This window comes from Saccharothrix obliqua, assembly GCF_019375475.1.
Taxonomy (GTDB): domain Bacteria; phylum Actinomycetota; class Actinomycetes; order Mycobacteriales; family Pseudonocardiaceae; genus Actinosynnema; species Actinosynnema obliqua.
Genome location: NZ_JAHXGQ010000004.1, coordinates 535,869 through 562,375, shown reverse-complemented (window position 1 = coordinate 562,375; position 26,507 = coordinate 535,869). Strand labels below are relative to the sequence as shown.

Below are 26,507 nucleotides of genomic sequence, written 5' to 3'. Positions count from 1 at the left end.
CCGGCCCCGCCGACCTCACGCGGCGGGGCCGTGTGCCGCGCAGCCGCAGGTCACGCCGATGCTGAGCGTGCCGTCCAGAACCGTCGAGGGCGTCCCGGCGGTGTCCAGGGCGTCGAAGGCACGCGCCGCGAGGTCTTCCAGCGGCAGGCTGACGGTGGTGAGCGGGAAACCGCCGAGCCGTGCCTCGCGGATGCCGTCGAACCCCACCACCGCCAGGTCCTCGGGCACGCGCAGACCGAGGTTCGTCGCCGTGCGGATGGCCACCAGCGCCTGCTCGTCGGTCGTGGCGTAGATCGCGCGGGGCCGGTCCGCGCCGCCGAGCACCTGCCGCACCACGCGCTCCATCCCGACCCGGTCGAAGGACGACCGGACCAGCCTGCCCGCCGTGGGCAGCCCCGCGTCCGCCATGGCCCGGCGCCAGCCGCCCTCGCGGCCCTTCGCCGGTCCCGCGTCGATTTCCCCCGCCAGGCAGGCGATGTCCCGGTACCCGTGCTCCAGCAGGTGTGCCACGACCAGCCGCGCGCCCCGGAAGTCGTTGAACGTCACGCTGGGCGAGGTGGTGTCGGGCGCGGCCCACTGGACGTAGACCCGCGGTGTCCCGTCCTCCTGGTGCGGTGGCTCGCCCGTCGTCACGAAGATCCCGCGCGGGCGCAGCTCGGAGAACGCCCTGCCGTAGTCGTCACCGAGGGACGACTCGTAGCCGGTGTTGCCGAGCAGCGTGAGCAGGCCCCGACGACGGCCCTCGGCCTCGATGAAGCGCGACAGCTCGCCGAAGAAGGCGTTCGCGGTGTCGGGCACCAGCAGGCCGACGAGGTTGGACCGGCCGCCGCTCAACGCGCCGGCGAGCGGGTTGCGGCGGTAGCCGAGCACCCGGATGGCTTCCTCGACCTTGACCCGGGTCTTGTCCGACACCGGTCGGGGTCCGCCGTTGAGCACGTAGCTGACGACGGCTGTCGATGTACCCGCGAGGCGTCCGACGTCCTGGAGCGTGGGCTTGCGCGCGAGATGCGTTGTGCTCTTGGCTGCCACGCTCCTGCTCCCTGTCACTTATGTGCCTGCGGCGTGGTGACCCCTTCACTCTAGGCCAAGCGAGGTGGCTCGCCGGAGCGGTTGTTCGGCGGGTGCGGGAGAAGCCGATCGATGCTCATGTGCGCACGGCCCGAGTCGCTGCGGAGCACCCCCGCGACCACGGCGGAAAACCACGTCCGCGCCAAACCAACACTCACCGATGGGAAGCCGAAAGCATTGCCCGCCAAGGGAAACCCGCGGCGGCTCGCGTGTCGGGCGGCCACTCGCGGCGGCCGGCGCGACAACGACCGGGAGGAAGCCACCGCCGGGATGACGGGTGGTCGCGGGCCGGGTGCCGGAACACCCGTGCGTCAACCGTGAACACCGACCGGCCGCGTGGCGGTCTGGCACAGAGGTCGGGTGTCACGGTCCGACGAGCGCGAGCACCGGACCGGTGAGCACGCCCAGCAACACCGACGCGCCTGCCGTCACGTACGCGGTGACCTCCGCCCACCGGTCGGTCGTGAACCGCGTGGTGGCGTCGCCGCGCACGGCGGGGCCGATCCACCTCAGGTAGTAGAAGACGCTGGCGACCGTGTTCACGGCGGCCAGGACCACCAGCCAGCCGAGGCCCGCGTCGAGCGCGGCCGTGAACACCAGCAGCTTCCCGGCGAACACCGCGGTCGGCGGTGTCCCGACCAGGCCCAGCAACAACACCACGAGGCTGACCGCGAGCCACGGGCGGCGGCGGACCAGGCCCCGGTAATCGGTCCGGAGCGCGGCGGCGGGCAGCGCGCAGACCACCGCGAACGCGCCGAGGTTGGTCACCGCGTAGCCGAGCAGGTAGAGCAGCACGCCCGGCAGCGCGAGGTCGCCGCGCCCCGCCGCCACCCCGACCAGGAGGTAGCCGACCTGGCTGATGGTCGAGTACGCGAGCAGCCGCCGGACGTTGTCCTGGAAGAACGCCGCCAGGTTGCCCAACGTCATGGTGACGGCGGCGATGACGGCCACCAGCATTCCCCAGTCCACGGGCGACGAGGCCATCGGCGTCGTGATGAACCGGTGCACGGCCACCACCGCGCCGATCTTCGGCACCGTGGTGACGAGCGCGGCGACCACGGGCCGAGCGCCTTCGGTCACGTCGGGCACCCAGAAGTGGGCGGGCACCGCACCCGCCTTGAACAGCAGCCCCGCCAGGACGGCGACCCCGCCGACCGCCACGGCGGCGCGTGGCGCGGCGTCCAGCCCGCCGCTCAGGCCGGCGTACCCGGTGGTGCCGCCGACGCCGAGCAGCACCGCCACCCCGGCCGGCACGACGACCCCGGGCAACGCGCCCATCAGGTAGAACTTCAACGCCGCCTCGGTGCCCGGCGCGTCCTTCGCGAAACCGGCCAGCGCGTAGAGGGGGATGCTCGCCAGCAGGTAGCTCGCGGCGAGCAGCAGCAGGTCGTCGGCCCCGGCCAGCAGCACGGCGCCCAGCGCGGAGAGGAGCACGAGGACCACGAACTCGGCCTCCCGCCGTGCCCCGCGCAGTGGTCCCACCGCCAGGCCGAGCACGAGCACGACCGCCACGAGCACGGTCACCCGCGTCGCGTTGGTCGCGACGTCCACCACGTAGGAACCGCCGAACACCGCCATGTCCGCGCGGAACCACACCACGGCGGTCGCACCGGTCCCGGCGACGCAGGCGACGAGTGCGAGCACCGCGACCAGCCACTGCCGTCGCCTCGGCAGGTGCGACCCGAGCAGCAGGCCCACCACCGCCGCGCCGGCGAGCAGGATCTCCGGCAGCAGCGCGAGCGGGTCCATGTCCACGTCGTCACCCGCCGAGCACGGTGTTCAGCGCACGCGCGGCGGGTTCCACGACGTCGAGCAGGAAGCGGGGGAACACGCCGATCACCGCCGACAGCACGACGAGCGGCGCGGTGGCGGCCAGCTCCGGCGTGGTCAGGTCCGGGAACCGGCCGCCCGGCGCGGCGAACGGCCCGAGCAGCAGGCCCTGCACCGCGCGGAGGAACAGGGCGGCGGTGATCAGGATGCCGAGGAGCGCCACGCCGGTGGCCACCGGCACGCCGCCGAGCGCGCCGGTGAACACCTGGAACTCGGCGATGAACCCGGAGAACCCGGGCAGGCCCAGCGAGGCGAACGAGGCGGTCGCGGTGAGCACCGCGAACCGCGGCGCACGTGCGGCGAGACCGCGGTAGTCGGCCATCCGGTAGGTCGACCCGCGCTCGTGCAGCACACCCGCGAGCAGGAACAGCGCGGCGGTGATCAGACCGTGGCTCACCATCTGCGTGACGGCTCCGGTGACCGCGAGGTCACGGGCCTGTTCGTCGGTGGACGCGATCACCCCGGCCGCGCCGACACCGAGGACCACGTAACCCATGTGGTTCACCGACGTGTACGCGATCATGCGCTTGAAGTCGCGCTGCGCCAGGGCGACCAGGGCGCCGTAGACGACGCTCACCACACCCAGGACGACGAACACCGGCGCGTAGTCCCGCCACGTGCCCGGCAGGGTCGGCATCACGATGCGGACGAAGCCGTACGTGCCCATCTTCAGCAGGATTCCGGCGAGGATCGCCGATCCGGCGGCGGGTGCTTCCGTGTGCGCGGGCGGGAGCCACGTGTGGAACGGCACGACCGGGGTCTTGATCGCCAGCCCCAGGGCCAACGCCGCCAGCACCAACGCGCCGACCGCCCCCTTGCCCGCCAAGGGTTCTTGCCCGGTCAGCGCGACGACGTCGAACGTGTGCGGCGTGGAGGCCAGGTACAGGCCGATGAAACCCAGCAGCAGCACCAGCGAGCCGAGGAACGTGTACAGGAAGAACTTCAGCGCCGCGCGGGCCGCGTCCCGATGTCCCCAGCCCGCGATCACGAAGTACATGCCCACGATCGACAGGTCGAAGAACACGAAGAACAGGACCAGGTCGAGCGCCACGAACACGCCGAGGCAGACCGTCTCCAGGAACAGGAACAACGCGGCGTACGAGCGCACCCGCCGCGTTTCGCGCGCCGAGTAGATCGCGCAGGAGAGGAACAGGACGGTGGTGAGCGCGACCAGCGGCAGGCTGAAGCCGTCGACGCCGACGTGGTACCCGGCGTCGACGGTGGGTATCCACCGGTGGTGGACCTCGTGGTCGAAGCCCGACGGGCCCGGCCGGTAGCCGATCCACAGCACGACCACGAGCAGCAGTTCCACCGCGCTGGTCGCCATCCAGACCACGTGCGCGAACCGGTCGCCCGTACGTGGTGCCACCAGCAGCACCACCGCCGCGACCAGCGGCAGGAAGACGACGGCGGTAAGCACCTTCACCCCCGTCCGACGACGATCGCCAGGACCACCAGCACGGCGAGACCGACCACGGCTTGCGCGTAGTAGTGGTGCAGCTGTCCCGTTTGCGGTCGTCGGGCCGCACGGCCGAGCGCCCGCGCCACGTCCGCGACGCGTCGCACGACGCCGTCCACCCACCGGTCGACGCGCACGTCCGCGACCCTCGCCGCCGCGTCACCCGCCCGTGCTGCCAACCGCACACCGCCGGCCACGAAGCGGTCGTCGAACCACGCCACCCGGTCCGCCACCGCCAGGGCGGGCCGGCCGACGAACCGCCGCGCCACGGCCTCCAGCCCCAGCCAGTCGGCCAGTGGGCCACTGGTCCTCGTCAACGCGTCGCCAGCGGGTCGTGCCAGCGCGACCGCGCCGACCGCGATCACCCCGGACAGCAGCGCGTCCCGCCCACTCGCGTCGCCGGAACCGAGCACGAGGCCCAACCCGGCCGCCGCGACGGCGAGGACCGGCAGCGGTGCCTGCTGGAGCACGGTCACCGTCCTCGTGCCCCGCTCCTCGGTGTCGAACGCCGGGTGGGCGGGGGAAGGACCCCATACCGACCACAGCGCGCGCCCGGCGTACAGGCCGCTCATCACGGCCGCCGCCAACCCCACGACGTACAGCGCCGACGAGTGGTGTGCCGCGACGCCGAGGACCGCGTCCTTGGTGAACCAGATGGACAGCGGAGGCACACCGGCCAACGCCAGCGCGCCCGCGGTGAAGGCGACGCCGACCACCTTGTGCCGGCGGGCGACTCCACGCAGCCCGTGCAGGTCCTTGGTGCCCCACGCGGTCAACCACGCGCCCGCGCACAGGAACAGCAGGCTCTTGGTCGCCGCGTGCGCCACCAGCTGGCCGGTGCCCGCCGCACCACCGCCGACCCCGGCCGCGAGCACCGCGAACCCGATCTGCGCACACGTCGACGCCGCCAGGAGCTGCTTCAAGTCGCGCTGCACCACGGCGACCGCGCCGAGCGCCAACGCGGTCGCCGCGCCGGTCCACGCCACGACCGGGCCCGCCCAGCCCGTGGCGGTCACCAGGGGTTCGACGCGCAGCAGCAGGTACGCGCCGGCGGCGACCATCGTGGCCGAGTGCAGCAGGGCCGACACCGGACCGGGGCCCGCCATCGCGCGGGACAGCCAGAAGCTGAACGGGAGCTGCGCGGACTTGCCGAGGGCCGCCACCACCAGACCGGCCGCCGCGACGTCCCGCCACCCGCCGGACAGGTCCGCGAGGCCCGCCAGCTCGGCCGCGCCCGACCCGCCGGCCACCACCGCCCCGGCGGCGAGGTACAGGCCGAGGTCCGCCGCCCGCGTGGTGAGGAAGGCGACGGTGCCGGCGGTGACCCGGTGCTCGTCCCGCCACCGGAACCCGATCAGCGCGTACGACGCCGCGCCCATCACCTCCCACGCCATCAGCAGCGCGGGCACCGTCGTGGCCGTGACGGTGACCAGCATGGCCCCGGCGAAGACCAGCAGCAGACCGAAGAACCGCGCCTGCTCGGCGCGGATCTCGCCGGCGGCGTGGACCACGACCGCGAGCAGCACCCCGGCCACCGTCACGACCATCACCGCGGACAGGCCGTCGACCGCCAGCCCGAAGCGCAGGCCGCTCAGGAGGGGAGCGGACGTGGCCGGCCGCCCGACCGCCACCCCCACCGCCGACACCAGGACCAGCGCGGCGACCCCGCACGCGACGGCGGGCGCGACCCGGTCCGCCCGCCGGCCCGCCGACGCCAGTGCCGTGCCCGCCACCAGCGGCACGGCGACCAGCGCCCACAGCACGCCGTCAGCCCCTCAGGTCCGCGGCCCGGTCGGTCATGTCCACGTCCCGGCTGCGGAAGATCGCCGTGGTGACCGCGAAACCGACCGCCATCTCCACCGCCATCGCGGTGACCGCGAGCAGCACGAGCACCTGGCCGTCGGGTCGTTCCGGCGAGGTGTGCCACCAGAACGCCGCCGCGCCGACGATCACCGCGTTCACCACCAGCTCCAGCCCCATCATCACCATCACGACGGACTGCTGGGACAGCGCGCCGTACAGGCCGACGGCGAACAACGCGGAGGCGAGCAGGAGGAAGCCCTGGAGCGTCATCGGCCGAGACCCCCGCTGGTCGGGTCGTGCGGGTGGTCGCGGTCCAGGCGGTCGCCGAACCGGTCGTAGCGGCCCCGGTCGGTGGCCAGGACGACGGTGCTCACCATCGTCGCGAACAACGCCAGCCCGAGCACGATCATGGTCGGCATCCGGTCGCCCATCAACGCCTCGCCCAGCTGCCGAGCGGGGTCCGCGGGCCGCGGGGCCGCCGACTCGGGCCACGGCGTGACCAGGACGCCGGTCGCCAGCAGGAGGAACACGCCGGTCGCGATGGCCAGTGCGCCCCGCTGGTTGTGCACCATGGTCATCGGCATGAGGCCGGCCGGGTTCATCATGTACATGACCATGAAGACCGCCATCACGACCATCTCCATGACCATCATCAGCACGACCAGCACCCCGAGGTACGCCAGGTCCAGCAGCAGCACCGTCACGGCCGTGGCGATGAACGAGGCGAGCAGGGCGAACGTCGCGCGTGCCATGGAATCGACGCGGAACACGGCGACCGCGGCGCCCACCGCGAGCACCGCGCACGCCCAGAACACCACGTCACGCCACATCGCATTCACCTCGCGACCACGACCAGGGAGACGAACAACGCCTGCACCAGCGTCGCCGGCAGCAGGACCAGCCACGCGACCTCCTGGAAGCGGTCGACCCTGATCGTCGGGAACCGGCGTCCGGCCCACACCAGCAGGGCGAGCACGGCGGCCGTCTTGACCACCGACCACGCCCACCCCGGCAGCAGCGGGCCGCTGCCACCGCCCAGGAACAGCGGGACCGCCATCGCCGCGCCGGACACCAGCAGCAGCCACCGACCGGCGATGAACACCAACCGGTCCACCCCGGACAGCTCGGCGAGCACACCACCGCCCGCGTCCGCCCCCGCGGCCTGGTCGAACGGGCGGAAGAACGCCATCGCCGGCACCGAGACCAGGTACACCAGGAACGCCACCGGCATCCACACCACGAACCACACGTCCCGCTGCGCCGCGACGACGTCGCCCACCCGCAGCGAGCCCGCGCCGAGCGCGGCCGTGATCAGGGCGAACATGTGCGGCAACTCGTAGGCGAGGCCCTGGGCGACGAACCGGTAGCCGGAGACGAGCGGGAACGCCGAGTTCGACCCCCACCCGACGAGCCAGACCGCGGCCCAGGCGACCACCTCCATGGCGTTGAACCACACCACGCCGACGGACAGGTCGCCGACCACGTGGTGACCGAGCGGCGTGGCCGCGGACGCCAGCACCGCGGCCACCACGAGGGCGATCGCGCCGCCCCGCCAGAGCAGCGCGTCGGCGGCCGCGGTTCGCCTCCGCCGCTGCGCGAGCAGACCGACCACCGACCGCAGCGGACGTGCCGGCGCACCCGCCGCCCTGGCCGTGAGCACCGAGTCGAACGCCGCGCCCGCGACCGCGAAGGCGACGAGGACCGGCGGCAGCAGCAGGCCGCCCCACCAGGTCTCAACCACCCGCCCGCACCTCCTCGGCCAGGCTCGCGACGGTCAGCCGGGCGGCGGCCAGCTCCGTGCCGACGAGGAGGTCCGGCAGGACGTCGACCGGCACCGCGGCGTCGTGGCCGGCGAGCCACCCGTGCAGGCGGGTGAGCGCGTCGCCGCCGTCGTGCCCGCCCACCCCGGCCAACGTCCAACGCAGGACCCGGGACCGCCGGACCCGCCGCGCCCAACCGTCCACACCGGACGGTGTCGCCCCGTCGACGGCCCGGTCGCGCAACCGGCGGCCGGTGGCCGCGGCGTCGGCCCAGCCCGCGACGGCCAGCAGGCGGGCGGCGTGGTCCAGCCGGTGGACCAGACCGGGCACGGCGGCCCGCCACGAGGTGCGGTCACCGGCGAGCAGTTCGACCCGCGCCGCCCGGATCACGTCGCCCTGCACCGTCGTGTGGACCACCAGACCCGCGGGCCAGTGGGGGAGGGCCGGGCCGAGGGGGACGTGGAGGACGTCCAGCCTCAGCCCGTCGCGGTCCTCGCCCCGGTCCGCCATCGGTATCCCGCCGGGCATCTCCATGTCGGACATGTGGTGTCCGTGTCCACTGTGGTCCGCACAGGAGGCGCTGTGCTCCATGTCCGAGCCGGACGATGCCGTTCGCCGCGGTGTCGGGGAGGGTGAATCCGCTTTCTGCCGCACGACATCACGCATCCGCGCCGCCGCCTCCGCGAGGGCGTTCGCGGCTTCGGACGCCTCGGTGATGTGCGTCCGGGCGCGTGGACCGGGCATCGACTCCCACACGCGTTCCACGTACTGGTCGAAGTCGGGGGTGCGCGGACCGGCGACGGCCAGGACGTTCGCCTCGGCCGGGCTGTCGGCCGCGCGCCAGCCCCGTTCCCGCACCACCCGTTCGACGGCGAAGCGCACGAGGTCCCCACCGGGTGTCGTGAGCACGAAGACGCACGGGGGAGTGCGTCGCAGCAACCACGCGGTCAGGTCCACCGGAACACGCCCTCCCGCCACGCGTACCAGACCCCGGCGAAGAGCACCGCCAGGAACAGGAACATCTCCACGACGGCGGACATGCCGATCTGCGCGACGACGAGGGTCCACGGGTACATGAAGACCATCTCCATGTCGAACGCCAGGAACACCATCGTGATCGTGTACCAGCGCACGTGGTACCGGGACACCGCGTGCTCTTGGGCGGCGTGGCCCGACAGGAACGGCGGGACGTCGATGCGTGCCGGGCCGAGGCGGACGAGTGCGGCCACCCCGTACAGCGCGGCGACCAGGGCGGTCGTCGCCACCAGCAGCGTCGCGATGCCGGTCACCGGCCCGAGCCCGCCATGCCGGCGAGCATAGGCAGGTTGCCGGCACCCCGCGACTCGTCAGCCGGTCGTGTCCGGCAACCGCTCCAACGCCCGTCCGACGCGGTGCGCGGCGAGGTCCGGCCGACCACCGGGGTGGGTCGCGGTCACACCGGCGGCGGCCACCGCGAGGCGGGCCGCCCGCTCCGGCCGGTCACCCCGGCTGAGCGCGCAGGTCAACCCGGCGACGAACGCGTCACCGCCGCCGGTGGAGTCCACCACGTCGACGTCGACCAGCGGCAGCACGAGATCGCCGCCCTCCCACGCGAAGACGTTGCCCGCACCGCCGACCGCGAGCGCCACCACGGACGGGCCACGCGAGAGCAGTTCCCGAGCCGCCCGCAACGCGGTGCCCACGTCGTCCAGGCGGTACCCGGTCAGCAGTTCCGCCTCGTGGTGGTCGGCGCGGAGGACGTCGGCGCGGGACAGCAACTCGTCCCGGCGTCCGTCGTCCGCGGGTGCGCCGTCGAGCACGACGCGGCGGCCCGCTCCCTTGGCGAGCCGAACCGCGGCGAGCGCCGCCGCGGGGGGCTGCTGGAGCTGCACCACGAGCCAGTCGGCCGCGGTCAACGCCGCCTCCGCCGCGTGCACGTCGTCCTCGTGCAGTTGGACGGCGGGCGGCAGGTCTTCCAGGTAACGCCACCGACCGCCCCCGGTGAGCACTTCCACGATCAACCCGGTCGCCGTCCCGGACCGGCGGACCACGGCACCCGTGTCCACGCCGTCGTGCCTGAGCCGTTCGGTCAACCCCTGCCCGACCGCGTCGTCGCCGACGACGCCGAGCAGCCCGACCCGCACCCCGAGCTGGGCGAGGCCGACGGCGATGTTGGTGCCCTTGCCACCCGGCACCTCGCGTCGCGTGCGCACCGGGGCCGTGCTGCCCGCGTCCGGCACCTCGGGCACCACGAGCACCAGGTCCCGGGCGACCTGCCCCATGACGATCACGTCCACGGAGGAGCCGTACCCGGCCGTGCCCGGTCGAAACGGTGTCCGCCCGGCCTGATCGGGGTAGTCCACGTCGGAACGCGCCCCCGAGCCGCGGAGGATGAGATGCACCCGTTGTTCGCCCCCTGGACCTGGCGCGACGCGTCGTGGTCGGATGACCGAGCGTCCGACCACGACACCGCGGGCGCGCACCCGGGCGTCCTGGTCGGTTACGAGGTCGAGGCGACCGACGGCGGGATCGGGAAGATCGCCGAGAGCGACGCCGACGCGCCCGCCGACTGCCTCGTGGTCGACACCGGCCCGTGGATCTTCGGCCGCGAGGTCGTGCTGCCGGTGGGCACGGTGCGGCGAGTCGACCACGACGAGCGGAAGGTCTACGTCGACCGCACCCGCGAGCAGATCAAGAACGCGCCCGAGCGCGACCCGGACGAACCCGACCACGAGGGCCACCGCCAACGCATCGGCGACTACTACACCGAGAGCTACCGGTTGATACCCCCGATGCTGTGACCGCACCGCTCGCCGGGTCCGGCGACGCGCGGTAGGTTCGGCGCGTCGCCGCCGGGGCAGGTGGCGGCACGGGACACCCGACCGGAGCCGCTACCGTGACCGCCGACCCGGGTCCGATCTACCTGGACCACAACGCCACCACCCCGGTCGACCCCGCGGTGCTCCGGGCCTGCCTGCCGTACCTGCGCGACCGCTTCGGCAACCCGTCCAGCGGTCACGCCGGCGGTCGGGTCGCGCGTGCCGCCGTGGACGCCGCCCGCGCCGAGGTCGCCGCGCTCGTCGACGCCCACCCCGGGGACGTGGTGTTCACCGGGGGCGGTTCCGACGGCGTCACCCTGGCGGTGCGCGGCGCGGTGCTCGCGCACCCGGAACGGGGTCGGCACGTCGTCACGCAGGTCACCGAGCACCCCGCGGTGCTGGAGAACTGCGTGGCGCTGACCCGCCTGCACGGCTACCGCGTCACCCGCCTGCCGGTCGACCGGCACGGGTTGGTCGACCCCGCCGACCTGGCCGCCGCGATCACCGGCGACACCGCGCTGGTGTCGATCATGCACGCGAACAACGAGACCGGTTCCGTGCAACCGGTGCGCGACCTCGCGCGGATCGCCCACGAGCGGGGCGCGTTGTTCCACTGCGACGCCGCCCAGTCGGTGGGCAAGATCGCGGTCTCCGCGCGTGCGCTGGACGTGGACCTGCTCAGCTTCAGCGGCCACAAGCTGTACGCGCCCAAGGGGATCGGCGCGTTGTACGTCCGGAGTGGACTGCGGTTGGAACCGTCGACCTACGGCGGCGGGCAGGAACGCGGGTTGCGCGGCGGCACGGAGAACGTCCCGCACATCGCCGCCCTGGGTGAGGCCGCCCGCCTGGCCCGCACCCGCACCGCGACCGAGCCGGCGCGGCTGCGCGCGTTGCGCGACCTGCTGCACCGCCTGCTGGTGGAGCTACTGCCGGGCCGGGTCGTCCTGCACGGCCACCCCGTCCGGCGGTTGCCCAACACCCTCAACGTGGCCGTCGTCGGCACGCGTGCGGACGCCGTCCTGGCCGCCGCGCCGGGGCTCGCGGCCTCGGCCGGGTCGGCGTGCCACGCCGGGCTCGACCGGCCGTCGCCGGTGCTGCTCGCGATGGGCGTGCCCCAGGCGGCGGCGATGTCGGCGGTGCGGCTCAGCGTCGGCCGGTGGACCACCGAGCACGACGTGACCACGGCCGCGCGCCTGCTCGCCGACGCCGCCCGTTCGGCGGGCTGACCCGGTCAGCGCACGACGACAGTGCGCGTGCCGCGGGGCACCAGTTCGCCGATCACCGGCGCGCCCGGCACCTCGCCCGCCACCAGCAGGCCGCCCGAGGTCTGGGCGTCGGCCAGCAGCAGCGCCTCGTCCTCGGACACCGCGGTCAGGTCGGCGTGCGAGCGCACCCAGTCGAGGTTGCGCCGCGTGCCGCCGCTGACGTAACCCGCGCGCAGGGACTCCCGCGCGCCGTCCAGGTACGGCACCGCCGCGGCGTCCACCACCGCCGTCACACCGCTGGCCCGCGCCAGCTTGTGCAGGTGCCCGAGCAACCCGAAGCCGGTCACGTCGGTCGCGCACCCGGCGCCCGCGTCGAGCGCCGCGCGTGCCGCGTCCCGGTTGAGCCGGACCATCGTGGCCACGGCTTCCGGGAACACCTCGCCGGTCGCCTTGTGCCGGTTGTTGAGCACGCCGAGGCCGAGCGGCTTGGTCAGGGACAGCGGCTGCCCCGGTCGGCCGGCGTCGTTGCGCAGCAGGCGGTCCGGGTCGCCGACACCCGTGACGGCGAGCCCGTACTTGGGCTCCGGGTCGTCCACGCTGTGGCCGCCGGCCAGGTGCGCCCCCGCCGCCGCGCACACCTCCTGCCCGCCGCGCAGCACCTCGGCCGCCAGCTCGAACGGCAGCACGCCGCGTGGCCAGGAGAGCAGGTTCACGGCCACCACCGGCTGCCCGCCGGTGGCGTAGACGTCGGACAGGGCGTTGGCGGCGGCGATGCGCCCCCAGTCGAACGGGTCGTCCACGACGGGCGTGAAGAAGTCGGTGGTGGCGATCAACGCGAGGCCGGGGCGGATGCGCACCACGGCGGCGTCGTCGCCGTGGTCCAGGCCCACGACCAGCTCGCCGGGCGGATCACGCGGCACGACCCCGACCAGGCCGCGCACCACCTCTTCCAGCTCGCCAGGCGGGATCTTGCACGCACACCCGCCGCCGTGGGCGTACTGGGTCAACCGGTACCCGGCCGAGATCGTCACCCGTCCAGCGTGGCCGGTCGTCGCACGCCCCGCACGGTGACGAGGCGGTCCGGGCACCCCGCCCGACCCGCTCGGGCGACAGCACGGCCTGCCGGCGGGGGTGGTGGGTCAGGTCGGCGACTTCGGCGTGCTGTCGGGTGGCGGCTCCGGCTCGCTGCCGGGCGGGTCGGCGGCGGCGCGGCGGTTTGGTCGGGCGGCCCCGGGTCGGTGGGGGCGACGGCTCGGCTCGGCGGTTCGCCGACGGGCAGGGCCGGACGTCCGCCGGCAGGATTGGGCGATGGCGCGAGGAGGCGTACCCGGCCTGGTGGCCGGCGCGGTCTTCAACACCGTTGAGCGGCAGGTGCTGTCGCTGGCGGGTTCGATTCCCGTCCGCCTCCGCCACGGCGGTGCGTGGTGACGGACGCCCGCCGGGCCATACCGCGCACCGACGCGGTGCTGGCCGACCCGAGGCTCGCGCCCGCCGTGGCCGAGCTGGGGCGGGCGCTGGTGAAGGACGTCGTGGTGGCCGCGCAGCAACGCGCGCGGTCCGGTGGCATCGCACCCGCCGGTGTGGTGGACGCCGTGCTCACCGCCTTGCCGGCGCGGGCGTCCTCGCTGCGGCCGGTGATCAACGCGACCGGCGTCCTCGTGCACACCAACCTCGGCCGCGCGCCGCTGTCCCGGGCTGCCGCGGCGGCCGTCGCCGACGCGACCGGGTGCACCGACGTCGAGTTCGACCTGGCGGACGGCGAACGGGCCCGGCGCGGGCGGGGCGCGTTGGCCGCGCTGGCGGCGGCGGTGCCGGACGCGGGTGACGTGCACGTGGTCAACAACAACGCCGCCGCGCTGCTGTTGTGCGCGTTGGTGCTGGCACCCGGCCGGGAGATCGTGCTCAGCCGGGGCGAGCTGGTCGAGATCGGCGACGGGTTCCGCATCCCCGAGCTGCTGGCCTCGACGGGCGCCCGGCTGCGCGAGGTCGGCACCACCAACCGCACCCACCTGCGTGACTACGCCGACGCGATCGGCCCGGACACCGGCTTCGTGCTGCGCGTGCACCCGTCGAACTTCCGCGTCACCGGCTTCACCAGCACGCCCGACGACGCCGACCTCGCCGGGCTGGGTGTGCCGCTGGTGGTCGACATCGGGTCCGGCCTGCTCGCGCCGCACCCGCGGCTGCCCGGCGAACCGGACGCGACGACCGCGTTGCGCGCCGGCGCGGCACTGGTCACCGCCAGCGGTGACAAGCTGCTCGGCGGCCCGCAGGCCGGGCTGCTGCTCGGCGCGGCCGACCTGGTCCGCCGGCTGCGCAGGCACCCGGCGGCCCGCGCGCTCCGGGTGGACAAGCTGACCCTGGCGGCGCTGGAGGCCACCCTGCTCGGGCCGCCCACGCCCGTGGCGCGGGCGCTGGCGGTCGACGTGGCCGAGCTGAACGCCCGCGCCGAACGCCTGGCCGGCTCGCTCGTGGCGGCGGGGGTCGACGCCGCCGCCGTGCCGAGCGCGGCGGCCGTCGGCGGCGGTGGCGCGCCGGGCGTGGAGCTGCCCAGCGCGGCGGTGAGCCTGCCGGCGCGGTGGGCGCCCGCACTGCGCACGGGTCGCCCGCCGGTCGTGGGGCGCGTCGAGCGCGGCCGGTGCCTGCTCGACCTGCGTGCCGTGGACCCGACCGACGACGACCGGCTGCGGGAGGCCGTGCTGCGATGCGCGTGATCGCCACCGCGGGCCACGTCGACCACGGCAAGTCCACCCTGATCAGGCGTCTGACCGGGATGGAACCGGACCGCTGGGCCGAGGAACGCGCGCGCGGCCTGACCATCGACCTGGGCTTCGCCTGGACCGAGCTGCCGAGCGGGCCCGTGGCGTTCGTGGACGTGCCGGGCCACGAACGGTTCACCACGAACATGCTCGCGGGCGTCGGACCGGTGCCCGCGGTGTTGTTCGTGGTCGCGGCCGACGAGGGCTGGATGCCGCAGTCCGCCGAGCACCTGGCCGCCCTGGACGGCCTGGGCGTGCGGCACGGCCTGCTGGTGGTGACGCGTGCCGACCTGGACGACCCCGCGCCCGCGCTCGCCCAGGCCCGTGCGCACCTGGCGGCCACCTCCCTGCGTGACGTGCGTGCGCTGGCCGTCAGCGGGCGCGGCGGCGCGGGGATGACGGACCTGCGTGCCGAGCTGGACGTGGTGGCGCGGGCGCTGCCCGAGCCGGACCCGGCGGCCGACGTGCGGCTGTGGGTGGACCGGTCGTTCACCGCCCGTGGCGCGGGCACGGTGGTCACCGGCACGCTCGGCGCGGGCACGATCGAGGTGGGCGAAGAGCTGGACCTCGGCGGCCGGCACGTCCCGGTGCGCGGGTTGCAGGCGCTGGGCGAACCGGTCGACCGGGTCACCGGTGTCGCCCGCGTCGCGGTCAACCTGCGTGGTGTCGCGCGTGACCGGGTGCGGCGGGGCGATGCGCTGGTCACGCCGGGCGCGTGGTGGCCGACCCGCGAACTGGACGCCCGGCTGACCACACCCGCCGCCCCCGGACCGACCCCGCCCGTGCCCGCCCGGCTCGTGCTGCACGTCGGCTCGGCCGCCGTGCCCGTGCACGTCCGACCGCTGGGCCCGGACACCGCCCGGCTGACCCTGGCGCACCCGCTCCCGCTGCGTGCGGGCGACCGCGGTCTGCTCCGCGACCCCGGCCGCCACCGGATCGCGGCCGGGGTCCTCGTGCTCGACGTGCGCCCGCCCGCGCTGACCCGGCGCGGCGCGGCGCGGCGGCGCGGACTGGAGCTGGCCGCCGGCGCGGTCCACGCCCACCTGCGGCAACGCGGTCCGGTGCCGGTCCGGGAGCTGCACGTGCTCGGCTTCGACGACGTCGGCGTCCCGGTGGGGGAGTGGCGGTTCGACCCGGAGCACTGGGCGGGGCTCGCGCGCCGGGCGACCGAGGTGGTCGCGGCCTGGCGGGCCGACCACCCGCTGACCGCGGGCACGCCGGTGGACGTCCTGGCCGACCGCCTCGGCGTGCCGGCCGACGTCGTGCCGGCGGTGCTCGGCCGGACCGGCGCACGCGTGGTCGACGGGCACGTGCCCGCGCCGGCCGCGTTGCCGCCCGCGGTGGCCGGCGCGGTCGCCGCCGTGGAGGCCGACCTCGCGGGCGCGCCGTTCCGCGCGCCGGACGCGGCCCGGCTCGCCGAACTCGGGCTGGGCACGCGGGAACTCGCGGCGGCCGTGCGGGTCGGCAGGCTGGTCCGCGTCGCCGACGGCGTGGTGCTCGCCGCCGACGCCCCGCGGCGGGCGGCGGGTGTGCTGGCCGGGCTGCCCGGCCCGTTCACGGCGAGCCAGGCGAAGGCCGCGCTCGGCACCACGCGCCGGGTCGCGGTGCCGCTGCTGGAACTGCTCGACTCACTCGGCCTGACGCGGCGGCTGCCCGACGACACCCGCCTCGTCCCGTGACCGCGCGATCCGTTCACGCTGGGGCACCACCACGTACTTCGGGTCACGCGTGGACGCCACCCCGGCCTCGAACACGGCGAACCGCTGCAACGCGCTGCCCGCCAGCAACGCCGCGCCGGACAGCACCGCCACCGCGCGACTCCGCCGCGCACCCAGCGCCGCGCCCAGCACACCACCGGCCGTGAGCAGTTCCGCCCAGTGCCGCAGCCGACCGGCCCGCCCCGTCCCGTACGCCTCGCGCACCAGACCGAGCCGGGCGTCCAGCACCCGCGCCGACACCAGCTCCGCGACCCCGCCCAGCACGGCGAACGCCCGCGCCGGACCGGCTTCCGGGGTCGGCACGCACACCATGCCCAACCCGCCCGAGGCCGCCGCCGCCGACCCGGTGAACACGAACGGCAGCTCGGGGTGCGCCTCGTGCCACGCGGGCACGGCCGTCTGCGACAGCAGCACGGCGGTGTAGGCCGCGACGCCGGGCGCCACCACCGCCGACGACAGGCCCGCCGGGCGCGCCAGCCACCGCAGCAGCCTGCCCAGCCGCCACCGCGCGGGCAGCACCTCGGCCGCCGCGGCCACGCCCACCCCGGGCCCGTACGCGACCAGGAACCACGTGCCCACGCTCATCGGCGACGTGGGCTTGGCGACCCGCAGCATGTGCAGGAACCGCTCCGGCCGGCCGAGGTCGGCCACCAGGAACACGGTGCCCGCGCCGAGCGACACCAACGCGCCCAACCGCCCGGCGCGCCGCAACGCGGGCCGACCGGTCAGGTCCGCGCCGACGGCCAGCAACGTCGAGCCCGCGGACACCCCGCCCGCGAACAGGTACGCGGGCACCGGCCACTCCCACGCCGGCTCCTGGAGCACCGGTTGGCCGTAGTACGAGCGGAACCGCGCCTCTTCGGGCATCAGCGCCCACCCGCGAACGCCACCGCGGCCGCCGCCGCGAACGCGACCGCGGCGAGCCCGGCGCGCTTCCACATCGCGGGCAGGTCGCGGGTCGGCACCACCGGGTCCGGTGGCAGCCCGTAGACCTCGGGTTCGTCCATCAGCAGGAAGAACGCGCCCGTACCGCCGACGCCGTCGTCCGGGTCGGCCCCGTACAGCCGCGCGCCCACCTCGCCGCGCTCGTGCAGCGCGGCCACCCGCGCGGCGGCCCGGTCACGCAACTCGTCCACCTCGCCGAACTGGATGGAATCGGTCGGGCACGCCTTCGCGCACGCGGGTTCCTCGCCCGCCCGCAGCCGGTCGTAGCACAGCGTGCACTTCTGCGCCCGGCCGTCGCCCTCCCGCCGCTCGATCACGCCGTACGGGCAGCCCGACACGCAGTAACCACACCCGTTGCAGATGTCCTGCTGCACCACGACGGTGCCGAACTCGGTGCGGAACAACGCGCCCGTCGGGCAGACGTCCAGGCACCCGGCGTGCGTGCAGTGCTTGCACACGTCCGACGACATCAGCCACCGGAAGTCCGTGCGGGACTCCGGCCCCGACCCGTCGCCCGGCCGGTCGAACGACGGCATACCCAGGTCCTGCGCCCGCTGCTCCACGAACGCCACGTGCCGCCACGCGTTCGCGCCCAGGTGACCGGTGTTGTCGAACGACATGCCCAGCAGGTCGAAGTCGTCCGCCGGGACGCCGTTCCACTCCTTGCAGGCCACCTCGCACGCCTTGCAGCCGATGCAGACCGAGGTGTCGGTGAAGAACCCCATGCGCGGCGGGTGGTCGTCGTAGCCGGCCTCGCCCGCCACGTCGTCCAACGGCCCGTACAGGCTGTGCTCGGTCACGACTCCTCCTCCGTGTGCGCCGGACCCTCGGCCCCCGGACCGGCGGTGAGGACGTGCGTGCCGGTGTCGGCGGTGATGCCCGCACGCCGGCGGTACCCCGCCAGGAAGTCCAGCAGCGCCGGTCCGCGCGGGCGCCGACCCGGCCGCACGTCGCAGGTGGCGACCTTCGTCTCCTGGATGAACACGTTCGGGTCGACCACCACGCCGAACAGGTCGTTCGCCGAATCGCCCCGGACCAGGCCGGTCGTGCCCCAGTGGTAGGGCAGCCAGACCTGGTGCACGACGCGGTCCTCCACGCGCAGCGGCGGGATGCGGTCGGTGACCACCACGCGTGCCTCCACCACGGCCCGGCTGGTGACCAGGTGCGCCCAGCCCAGGTGCTCCAGCCCGCGTTCCCGCGCCAGCCGGGGCGACACCTCCACGAACAGCTCCGGCTGCAACTCCGCCAGGTGCGGCAGGGTCCGGCTCATGCCGCCCGCGGTGTGGTGCTCGGTGAGCCGCGAGGTGGTGAGCACGAACGGGAACACCTCGCCGTGTGGTTCGGGCGGCGCCGGGTTGGACGGGTTGTCCGGCCGCCCGTACACCTTGCGGGTCGGGTTGCCCTGCTGGCCGTAGAGGGGGTTGCGCACCGGCGACTCGTGCGGCTCGTAGTGCGTCGGCAGCGGCCCGTCCTGGAGGCCGCTGGGCGCGAACAGCCAGCCCTTGCCGTCGGCCTGCATGATGAACGGGTCGTCGCCGCGCAACGCCTCCACGCCCACCGAGCCCTCTTCCGGCACGTAGTCCGGTGGCTTGTCGCGCTCGAAGTCCGGCACGTCGTGGCCCACCCACCGGCCGTGCTCGGCGTCCCACCAGACCAGCGCCTTGCGCTCGCTCCACGGCCGGCCCTCCGGGTCGGCCGAAGCGCGGTTGTAGAGCACGCGGCGGTTCATCGGCCACGCCCAACCCCACTCGGTGGCGTAGAGGTTCTGCTCGCGCCCGGGTTTGCGGCGCGCGGCCTGGTTCACCTCGTCGGCGTAGACGCCGCTGTAGATCCAGCAGCCGGCGGCGGTGGTCCCGTCGGCCTTCAGCTCGGTGTAGCCGCCCACCGCGCGGTCGGCGGTGAGGTCCACGCCGTTGACGCGCCGCAGCACGTCCGCCGCCTGCGGTTCGTCGTCCACCACCGCGTAGTCCCACCACAGGTCCAGCAGCGGCCGGTCGCGCTCGTCGGTGGAACCCGCCAGCCGCTCGCGCAGCCGCCGGCCGAGGTGGTAGAAGAACCACAGTTCCGAGCGCTGGTCGTCCCGCGGTTCCACGGCCTTCTCGCGCCACTGGAGCATCCGCTGGGTCTGCGTGAACGTGCCCTCCTTCTCCACGTGCGAGGCCGCCGGGAAGAAGAACACCTCGGTGCGGCACCGCTCGGGCGCGATCTCGCCGGTCTCCACCTCGGGCGAGTCACGCCAGAAGGTGGCCGACTCGATCATGGTCAGGTCGCGCACGACCAGCCAGTCCAGGTTGGCCATGCCCAACCGCTGGAGCCGGCCGTGCGCCGAGCCGACGGCCGGGTTCTGGCCGAGCAGGAAGTAGCCGAACACCTTGCCGTCGACCATGTCCATCACCGTGCGGTACGTGCCGTGGTCGCCGGTGATCCGGGGCAGGTAGTCGAAGCAGTAGTCGTTGTCGGCGGTGGCGCGGTCGCCCCAGAACTCCTTGAGCAGCGACACCGCGTAGGTGTCGGCCGCGCGCCAGAAACCCTTCTGGTGGTCGGCGCGGATGCTGTCCACGTAGGACGACAGGTCGGTGTGCTCAGGGGTCGGCATCGGCAGGTAACCGGGCAGCAGGTTGAACAACGTCGGGATGTCGGTCGAGCCCTGGATGCTGGCGTGGCCGCGCAACGCGAACACACCGCCACCGGGCCGGCCGATGTTGCCCAGCAGCAACTGGACGATCGCGCCCGCGCGGATGCACTGCGAGCCCGTGGTGTGCTGGGTCCAGCCCACGCTGTAGACCAGCGCCGCGGTGTGCTCGCGCCCGGAGTTGGCCGTCCACGCGTCGCACACCGCGCGGAACACCTCCTCGGACACGCCGCAGACCCGTGCCACCATCTCCGGCGTGTAGCGGGAGAAGTGCCGCTTCAGCACCTGGTACACGCACCGGGGGTGCCGCAGCGTCGGGTCGGCGGCGATCCGGTCGCTGCCGCCCTCCACCCGCGGCCCGCCCGAGCCGTGCTGGTAGGACGAGGACTGCTCCTTGGCCGCCGAGTCCGCGTCCCGCCCGGCGTGCTTCTCCTCGACGGACTCGTACTGCCACGACGCCGGGTCGTACGCGCCGGTCTCCGGGTCGTAGCCGCTGAACAGCCCGTCCAGGTCCTCGGTGTCCCGGTAGTCCTCGCGCAGCAGGAAGGACGCGTTCGTGTACGCCACCACGTACTCGCGGAAGTCCAGTTCGTTGCTCAGGATGTGGTTCACCACGCCGCCGAGGAACGCGATGTCGGTGCCCGCGCGCAGCGGCACGTGCAGGTCGGCGTGCGCGCTGGTGCGGGTGAACCGCGGGTCGATGTGGAACACCGGCGCGCCCCGCTCCTTGGCCTCCATCACCCACTGGAAACCCACCGGGTGGGCTTCCGCCATGTTCGACCCCATGATGACCACGAGGTCGGAGTTGACGAGGTCCTGCTGGTAGTCCGTCGCCCCGCCGCGACCGAAGGAGGCTCCCAGACCGGGAACCGTGGCGGAGTGTCAAATGCGAGCCTGGTTCTCGATCTGGAGCGCGCCCAACGCGGTGAACAGCTTCTTGATGAGGTAGTTCTCCTCGTTGTCCAGCGTCGCGCCGCCGAGGCTCGCCAGGCCGAGGGTGCGGCGCACGCGTGCGCCGTGCTCGTCGACGTCCTGCCAGCCCTTGTCGCGGGCGTCGAGGACCCGGTCGACCACCATGTCCATCGCCGTGTCGAGGTCCAGCTCCTGCCACTCCGTGCCGTACGGCTCGCGGTAGAGGACCTTGCGGGCGCGCTGCGGACCGTTGACCAGTTGCGTGCTGGCCGACCCCTTCGGGCACAGCCGGCCGCGGGAGATGGGGCTGTCCGGGTCGCCCTCGATCTGGAGCACCCGGTCGTCCGCGACGTACACGCGTTGGCCGCAGCCCACGGCGCAGTAGGGGCAGATGGACTTGGCGACGTGGTCGGCGCCCTCGGTGCGGGCGGTCAGCCCCGCCGACCGGGGCGACTGGGCGGCGTGCCCCCGGCCCAGCGGGTCACCGCCGGTGAGCTGCCGGTACACCGGCCACAGCTCCAGCCACCGCTTCGGTCCCACGCCCGCCTCCCTCCGCCGCTCCATGCTCACACCGGCGGCGGCGGCGCGCATCCCGGCGGGGGTCACCGGCGTTCCACGCGCGCCAACTTGTCGTCGAGCCGCCCTACCCGCCTCCGCACGCCCTTCAGGTCGTCCAGGCAGTACGCCAGGAGGCAGGTGCGGTCCCGGCCGGACAACCCGTCCCAGGACTCGGCCTCCTCGGCGCGCTTGCGGAGCGCCCGGCGGATGTCACCCAGTTCGTCCGCCACGTCCTGCGCGATGTCCAGGAAGCGCTTCTGGGCTTCGCGGACCTCCCGGTTCCGGGACTTGCCGCGGAGCGCGGTCTTCAACTCCTCCACCTGCTGCCTGGCGTCCTCGTGCACCGCCCGCGTGGTGTTCCGGACCTCCTCCAGCTTCCCGGTGATCTTCTTGACGTCGACCAGGGAGAGCGACGCGTACTGGTCGTCCACGTGGTAGTCCAGGCCGAAGTTCTGGGAGATGTCCATGACCTCGTGCAGGGTGTGGTAGGCGTACTCGGTGGTGTGGTCGAAGTCGACCCGCCAGAACGAGAAGATGCCCCAGGCGACCGCCGCGATCTCCTCCTGGCTCGCCCCGAACTCCTCGGCCATCTTGAACATCCGGGCGGCGGTGTAGGACTGGCCCGCCCACACCGGCAGGTTCCGGGAGCGGGCGAGCCTGGTGGTCGGTGAGTTCTCGTTGCGCGTGGACGGGTGGACGGCTACCTGGCCGCGGTCCTTCGCGGTGATGCGCGTGCCGTCCTCCCGGTAGCCCGTGGTGCTGGCCTTCTCCCGGTCGCCGATCTCCGGGACCAGCGTCTTGCCCATGGTGGGCGGGGTGTGCCGGGAGTGGCCGAAGTATTCGGACAGGTCGTGCAACGCGATCAGCTTGTCCCGGAACGAGAAGTCGTGCGGTCGCCTCAGCAGCGCCCAGACACCGCCCTTCTCGATCAGCTTGCTGCGCAGGGAGCTGCCTTCGAACTTCGGGTCCATGGCGAAGTAGGCGAGGTACGAGCCGATGGGCTTCCCGGCCTGCGCGGGGTCGTGGTGGCTGCGGCGGTCCCCCTTGTCGCGCACCTTCGGCTGCGACTCCAGGTGGGACAGCCCCGTGGTCAGCTCCTCCTTCAGGATCTCGAACTTCCGCTTGGACAGCGGCTCGCCCCGGACCTCGACCCTGCCGTCCTCGATGTCGTCGATCCGGTGGCGGATGCGCCGCAGCAGCACGTTCAGGACCTGCTCGACCTCACCCTCGTCCTGGATGCGGTTCGCCGCGGCCTTCTCCTCGCGGCGCTTGTCCTTCGCGTACACCCATCCCATGAGGTTGCGTGCCAGGTCCGTGTAGTTGGCGACCCGGATGTCGTGGTTCTTCGCGCCGAAGGCGGTGTTCGCGCCGACCGGGCGGGCGAGCACCGGGTGCGTGCCCCGGTGCCCGATCGGGGACACGATGGCCTTCTCCAACTGGTACCTGATCCGCGCTCGCTCCTCCCAGAACGCCTTGCGCTCCTCCGCCGTGAACTCCGGTTTGACCACCGTCATGAACTGGTTGACGACGTTCTGCACCATCTCGTTGAGCAGTACCCGCTGCTGCTTCGGTGGCAGGTTCTCGGTGCGGCTCCGGTAGCGCTGGGACAGGTCGTCCGTGCCCACCAGCAGCGCCCGCTGCACCGCTCCGGTGGTCGGCTCCCCGTTCCCGCCCTCCACCGGGCGGTCGGGCAGCGGCCGGGCGAGGCTGGTCCGGGCGTTCTCCTCGGCGGCGCGCTCGAACCGGTCGCCGGGATCGCTGACCCGCAGCCCGGAACCGTTGTCGGTGCCCGACACGGGGCCCTCGCGCTGCTGGATGACGTGGGTCAGCTCGTGGGCCAGGGTGTGCCGGTCCCCGCCGCCGTCGCCGATCACGACGTGGTCGCCCGAGGTGAACGCCCGAGCCCCGAGCCCGGCCGCCGCCTCCCGGGCCGCGTGGTCGTCGTGCACGCGCACCGAACCGAAGTCCGCGCCGAGCCGGGCCTCCATCTCCTGCCGCACGGGTGTCGCGAGCGGCCGACCCGCGGACCGCAGCACGTCGACCGCACCCGAGGTCGCCGGGTCCGCGGCACGCGTCACCAACCCGGCCACGGCCGCGTTGCCGACACTCCGCTGCAACGCCGCGAGCAGTCCCGGCGACAGACCGGACGGCGTGCGCACCTCCTCGGCCCGTTCCGCGGCACGCCGCGTGCGTTGCTGTTCCGGTTCTTCATGTGCCCGCATGTCAGTTCCCATCACGCCAGCGGGTGTCACGCCCCGTCACTCGATGCTGGCCCGGCGAGGCCGCCGCGGGAACGCCCGCGAGGGCAGGGTCCCGGCAGAATTCCTGCCCGTGCGGGATTTCGATGATCCCTCAGGCGGTGTAGGAGAAGCGGCGGACGTGGGGCGCCCAGGACTGGAACGCCGTGAGGTCGGGCAGCGCGACCTTGGGGGTGATCGAGCGCAAGCCCTGGTGGAGGCGCAACCACGGTTCGGCCTGGTCCGGCGTCAGCGCCCCGACGACGGGTGAGCGGCCGTCGCGGGGCAGGAGGTCGGCGGCGAACGCCGACCACGCCTCCCCGGGAGGGCGGTGCAGCAGACCACCCCGGACACCGATGTCCACCGGGGCGTCCAGCACGGCCGGTACGAGCGCCGGCGCGGCGGCGATGATCCCGAGCAGCACCACGACCGCCTGGAACTCACCGGCGGCGGTGTCGTCGCCGAGGAAGCGGGCGGCGGTGCCGAGGTCCCGGGTGGCGCGGATCATGCGGTAGACGTTGAACAGGCGCTTCGCCGCCCTCGGCGTGGCGACCAGGGGTTCCGGGGCGTCCAGGAACTCCGGCTCCGCGGTCGTCAGCGGCCGGGCCGGTGCCGACGGGGCCCGGTCCGCCAACGGCGCGCCGGGCTCGATGGACAGGTCACCGGCTGCCGGCGGCACGCGGGTCGCCCGTGGCCCGGCCGCCGGGGGCTGCTCGGTCTCCACCATCGAGCGCAGCACCGAGCCCAAGCCCCCCGAACCCGTGCCGGGCAGGGTGAACGGGATGTTGATGATCTTCTCCAGGTAGTCCTCCGGCAGTACCCGCCACGGGGCGGGGTCGTCGCCGGGGCGTGCCACGAGTTCGGCGTAGTGGCTGCGCACCGCGCCCACCAGCCGGCGCGGGTCCACGCCGACGACCACCACGAAGAGGTCCATGGCCAAGAGCAGGTGGACGGCCTCCAGCACCTGCACGACCTGCTCGGGCTCGCAGCGGTCCAGGTCGTCGATGTGCAGGACGATGCGGTCGACCGGGCGGACCTCCGGGTCGGCGTCCGGGTTGGCGCGCCAGTCCGCCAACAGGGTCACCAACTGCTCGAAGTCCTTGCGCAGCCGGGACACCACGCTCAGGTCCCGCGTGTAGGTGTCGCCGTGCTCGCGCAGGAAGGTGGACATGCGGCGGGACGGGTTCAGCTCGGCCGGTTCCCGGCCGAGTTCGCCGACGCGGGCCACGACCTCGGCCAACTGCGCGCGGGCCACCAACTGGTCCGCTTCGGCTACGCGGAGCCGGTCGACGACGTCGGCGACGTGCTGCCGGACGTGATCCTCGTGTATCCGGTCAAGGCCACCGCGCAGGTCCTCGCTCAACGTCCGCAGCTCGCTCAACCCGTTGCGGGCGCGGAGGAGCAGCCCCGTGCCCAACGCGCCGAGCGCGACACCCGCCGCACCGCCCAACCAGCCGAGCAGGGGTGCGGCCGGCGCGGCGGCGGCGCTGACGCCCAGCACGGTCGCGGCGGTGACCAGGGCGACCTTGCCGGTGCGGTCCACCGGTAAGCCCCGCAGGGTCACCGCGTCGGAGTGGATGCCACGCAGCTCCCGGGACAGCAGCCGACCGCGCTCCACGTCGTCGGTGACCCCGATCCTCCGCCAGACCCGGTCCAGGCGCTCGCGGAGCGCGGTGGAGGACCGCAACGCCGCCAACAGGTCACGGGTACCGATGACGTGGGCGCCGTCGGCTCGGTCGATCTTCGCCCGGAGGCGCGCGACCTCGGCCTCGGCGCGGTCGTTCGCGTCGGCCAGTTCGGCGCGGTGGTCCACCTTCTCGGCGAGCACGCGCCGGAGTTCGCTCCGGTGCCCCGCCGGCGTCGGGTCGGGCCCGGCCAACGCGCGGAAGATCACGTCGGCGAGGCTCACCCACAGGTTGGTGTCGGCGTAGTGCCAGGCGTTGAAACCGATCTGCACCACCCGGTGGCAGAACCTCGCGGAGCCCGAGCCCGCGAGTTCGTCCACCTGCCCGCGCACCATGCCCATGAAGAAGCTCTTGCCCGAACCCCATTCCCCGAAGACACCGATCGACAGCGGGGTCGGCGTGGCGCGTTCGGCGATCACGGTGGCGAGCATCGACACGTACGTGCCGACACCCAGCCGGTCGTGCGCCAGGGGTATCGACGCGGCCGGCACGAGGTCGCTCGTCACACCGCCCGCGAGGTCGTCCTCGGGCGGCGGCCCCGCCGCGCCGGCCGGGCCACCGCTCTCCGCACCGCCGTCCGGGTCGTGATCACCGCCAAGAGGTCCGGTTGCCTGCCGACGAAAACCACCCGGCGCAACGACCGCGGTGCCGACCGCAGCGCGTCCCGGAGCGCGGGCACGGCCACCGCCGCCACGGCCTCGTGCGGTGCACCGAGCGCGCCCGTCGCCGGCAGCGGCAGGGCGACGCTCGCCGCACCGGTCCGGGCCGCGGCCAGGACGCCCGCCCGCGTCGCCACCGCCACGGCGCTCAGCACGCCTTCACCCGTCGCGCTGTGCGGTGAGGCGAGCACCACGTGGCGCAGCGGCTCGCCCGGGTCGAGCGCGCGGCCCCGCGGCCGGTCCGCCGGGATGCCGGCCAGGTCGACTCCGTCCACCCGGAAGCTCTTGACCTGCTGCGCCAACGCCAGGCCCAGGTCGCCGAGTCGGCTCCCGACGGACACCACCAGCACGTCCACCCCGAGTTCCCACGGGGCGTCCGTGACGGCCACCGCCACCTCGACCCCGTGGAGCGAGCCGATCACCCGTACCGGGTCCACCCCGACCTCCCCACCACGACACCAGCGGTCGGGACGACCGCA

At 74.1% G+C, this 26,507-nt stretch carries 21 protein-coding genes and 1 tRNA gene; 5 read left to right on the top strand and 17 right to left on the bottom strand.

Translation table 11 applies throughout. The features are described from left to right. Positions 1-15: 15 nt before the first annotated feature. From KZQ38_RS15890 to KZQ38_RS15845, 10 genes are all read right to left on the bottom strand, one after another. Positions 16-1,029, bottom strand: a complete 1,014-nt coding sequence (locus tag KZQ38_RS15890; RefSeq protein ID WP_219442740.1) for a LacI family DNA-binding transcriptional regulator — start codon at positions 1,027-1,029, stop codon at positions 16-18. Between the two features lie 402 nt (positions 1,030-1,431). Continuing rightward, positions 1,432-2,817, bottom strand: coding sequence for an NADH-quinone oxidoreductase subunit N (locus KZQ38_RS15885; RefSeq protein WP_219443012.1), 1,386 nt, complete (start codon positions 2,815-2,817; stop codon positions 1,432-1,434). Between the two features lie 10 nt (positions 2,818-2,827). After that, a complete protein-coding gene (locus KZQ38_RS15880; protein ID WP_219442739.1) occupies positions 2,828-4,318 on the bottom strand; it encodes a complex I subunit 4 family protein in 1,491 nt (496 codons plus the stop codon). A 2-nt stretch (positions 4,319-4,320) separates the two neighbouring features. After that, positions 4,321-6,120, bottom strand: a complete 1,800-nt coding sequence (locus tag KZQ38_RS15875) for an NADH-quinone oxidoreductase subunit 5 family protein (RefSeq protein WP_219442736.1) — start codon at positions 6,118-6,120, stop codon at positions 4,321-4,323. 4 nt (positions 6,121-6,124) lie between these two features. Next, positions 6,125-6,430, bottom strand: coding sequence for an NADH-quinone oxidoreductase subunit NuoK (gene nuoK / locus KZQ38_RS15870; protein ID WP_219442734.1), 306 nt, complete (start codon positions 6,428-6,430; stop codon positions 6,125-6,127). Continuing rightward, complete coding sequence (locus KZQ38_RS15865) at positions 6,427-6,990, bottom strand: NADH-quinone oxidoreductase subunit J (RefSeq protein ID WP_219442732.1); 564 nt, start codon at positions 6,988-6,990, stop codon at positions 6,427-6,429. The genes nuoK and KZQ38_RS15865 overlap by 4 nt, the downstream gene beginning before the upstream one ends. Before the next feature lie 5 nt (positions 6,991-6,995). Beyond that, a complete protein-coding gene (locus tag KZQ38_RS15860; protein WP_219442730.1) occupies positions 6,996-7,901 on the bottom strand; it encodes an NADH-quinone oxidoreductase subunit H in 906 nt (301 codons plus the stop codon). After that, entirely contained in the window at positions 7,894-8,877 is a 984-nt protein-coding gene (locus KZQ38_RS15855) for a hypothetical protein (RefSeq protein ID WP_219442727.1), read from the bottom strand. The genes KZQ38_RS15860 and KZQ38_RS15855 overlap by 8 nt, the downstream gene beginning before the upstream one ends. After that, positions 8,868-9,209, bottom strand: a complete 342-nt coding sequence (locus KZQ38_RS15850) for an NADH-quinone oxidoreductase subunit A (protein ID WP_219442725.1) — start codon at positions 9,207-9,209, stop codon at positions 8,868-8,870. Before KZQ38_RS15850 ends, KZQ38_RS15855 begins: the two co-directional genes overlap by 10 nt. A gap of 57 nt (positions 9,210-9,266) precedes the next feature. After that, positions 9,267-10,196 carry a PfkB family carbohydrate kinase gene (locus KZQ38_RS15845; protein WP_308258426.1) on the bottom strand — a complete coding sequence of 310 codons (930 nt, stop codon included), beginning with the start codon at positions 10,194-10,196 and terminating at the stop codon, positions 9,267-9,269. A 99-nt stretch (positions 10,197-10,295) separates the two neighbouring features. Here KZQ38_RS15845 and KZQ38_RS15840 point away from each other — a divergent pair, with 99 nt between their 5' ends. Next, complete coding sequence (locus tag KZQ38_RS15840) at positions 10,296-10,700, top strand: PRC-barrel domain containing protein (RefSeq protein ID WP_219442723.1); 405 nt, start codon at positions 10,296-10,298, stop codon at positions 10,698-10,700. 95 nt (positions 10,701-10,795) lie between these two features. Further along, entirely contained in the window at positions 10,796-11,944 is a 1,149-nt protein-coding gene (locus KZQ38_RS15835) for a cysteine desulfurase family protein (RefSeq protein WP_219442722.1), read from the top strand. Positions 11,945-11,949: 5 nt separating this feature from the next. On the opposite strand, the gene selD is transcribed toward KZQ38_RS15835, so the two are convergent. After that, entirely contained in the window at positions 11,950-12,948 is a 999-nt protein-coding gene (selD, locus tag KZQ38_RS15830; RefSeq protein ID WP_219443010.1) for a selenide, water dikinase SelD, read from the bottom strand. A 292-nt stretch (positions 12,949-13,240) separates the two neighbouring features. Here selD and KZQ38_RS15825 point away from each other — a divergent pair. The 3 genes from KZQ38_RS15825 to KZQ38_RS15815 all read left to right on the top strand — a co-directional run bounded on the left by KZQ38_RS15825 (position 13,241) and on the right by KZQ38_RS15815 (position 16,361). Then, positions 13,241-13,335, top strand: a tRNA-Sec gene (locus KZQ38_RS15825). Between the two features lie 12 nt (positions 13,336-13,347). Further along, positions 13,348-14,637: an L-seryl-tRNA(Sec) selenium transferase gene (gene selA / locus KZQ38_RS15820; protein ID WP_219442720.1), complete on the top strand. Its 1,290-nt coding sequence runs from the start codon at positions 13,348-13,350 to the stop codon at positions 14,635-14,637. Further along, positions 14,628-16,361, top strand: a complete 1,734-nt coding sequence (locus tag KZQ38_RS15815; RefSeq protein ID WP_219442718.1) for a SelB domain-containing protein — start codon at positions 14,628-14,630, stop codon at positions 16,359-16,361. Before selA ends, KZQ38_RS15815 begins: the two co-directional genes overlap by 10 nt. On the opposite strand, the gene nrfD is transcribed toward KZQ38_RS15815, so the two are convergent. The 6 genes from nrfD to KZQ38_RS15780 all read right to left on the bottom strand — a co-directional run bounded on the left by nrfD (position 16,311) and on the right by KZQ38_RS15780 (position 26,465). Beyond that, positions 16,311-17,267 (bottom strand): NrfD/PsrC family molybdoenzyme membrane anchor subunit, encoded by a 957-nt coding sequence (gene nrfD, locus KZQ38_RS15810; protein ID WP_219442716.1) that lies wholly within the window; start codon positions 17,265-17,267, stop codon positions 16,311-16,313. The genes KZQ38_RS15815 and nrfD overlap by 51 nt on opposite strands. Then, the gene (locus KZQ38_RS15805) at positions 17,267-18,145 is read right to left on the bottom strand and encodes a 4Fe-4S dicluster domain-containing protein (RefSeq protein WP_219442714.1); all 879 of its coding nucleotides are present in this window, start codon (positions 18,143-18,145) and stop codon (positions 17,267-17,269) included. The genes nrfD and KZQ38_RS15805 overlap by 1 nt, the downstream gene beginning before the upstream one ends. Continuing rightward, on the bottom strand, positions 18,142-21,429 hold the full coding sequence (gene fdh / locus KZQ38_RS15800; protein ID WP_504739559.1) for a formate dehydrogenase: 3,288 nt from the start codon (positions 21,427-21,429) through the stop codon (positions 18,142-18,144). Before fdh ends, KZQ38_RS15805 begins: the two co-directional genes overlap by 4 nt. Positions 21,430-21,491: 62 nt before the next feature. Then, positions 21,492-23,669 carry an eCIS core domain-containing protein gene (locus KZQ38_RS15790; protein ID WP_219442712.1) on the bottom strand — a complete coding sequence of 726 codons (2,178 nt, stop codon included), beginning with the start codon at positions 23,667-23,669 and terminating at the stop codon, positions 21,492-21,494. Positions 23,670-23,799: 130 nt separating this feature from the next. Further along, complete coding sequence (locus KZQ38_RS15785) at positions 23,800-25,875, bottom strand: P-loop NTPase fold protein (protein WP_219442710.1); 2,076 nt, start codon at positions 25,873-25,875, stop codon at positions 23,800-23,802. Continuing rightward, positions 25,872-26,465 carry a hypothetical protein gene (locus KZQ38_RS15780; RefSeq protein ID WP_219442708.1) on the bottom strand — a complete coding sequence of 198 codons (594 nt, stop codon included), beginning with the start codon at positions 26,463-26,465 and terminating at the stop codon, positions 25,872-25,874. The genes KZQ38_RS15785 and KZQ38_RS15780 overlap by 4 nt, the downstream gene beginning before the upstream one ends. Positions 26,466-26,507 lie beyond the last annotated feature (42 nt).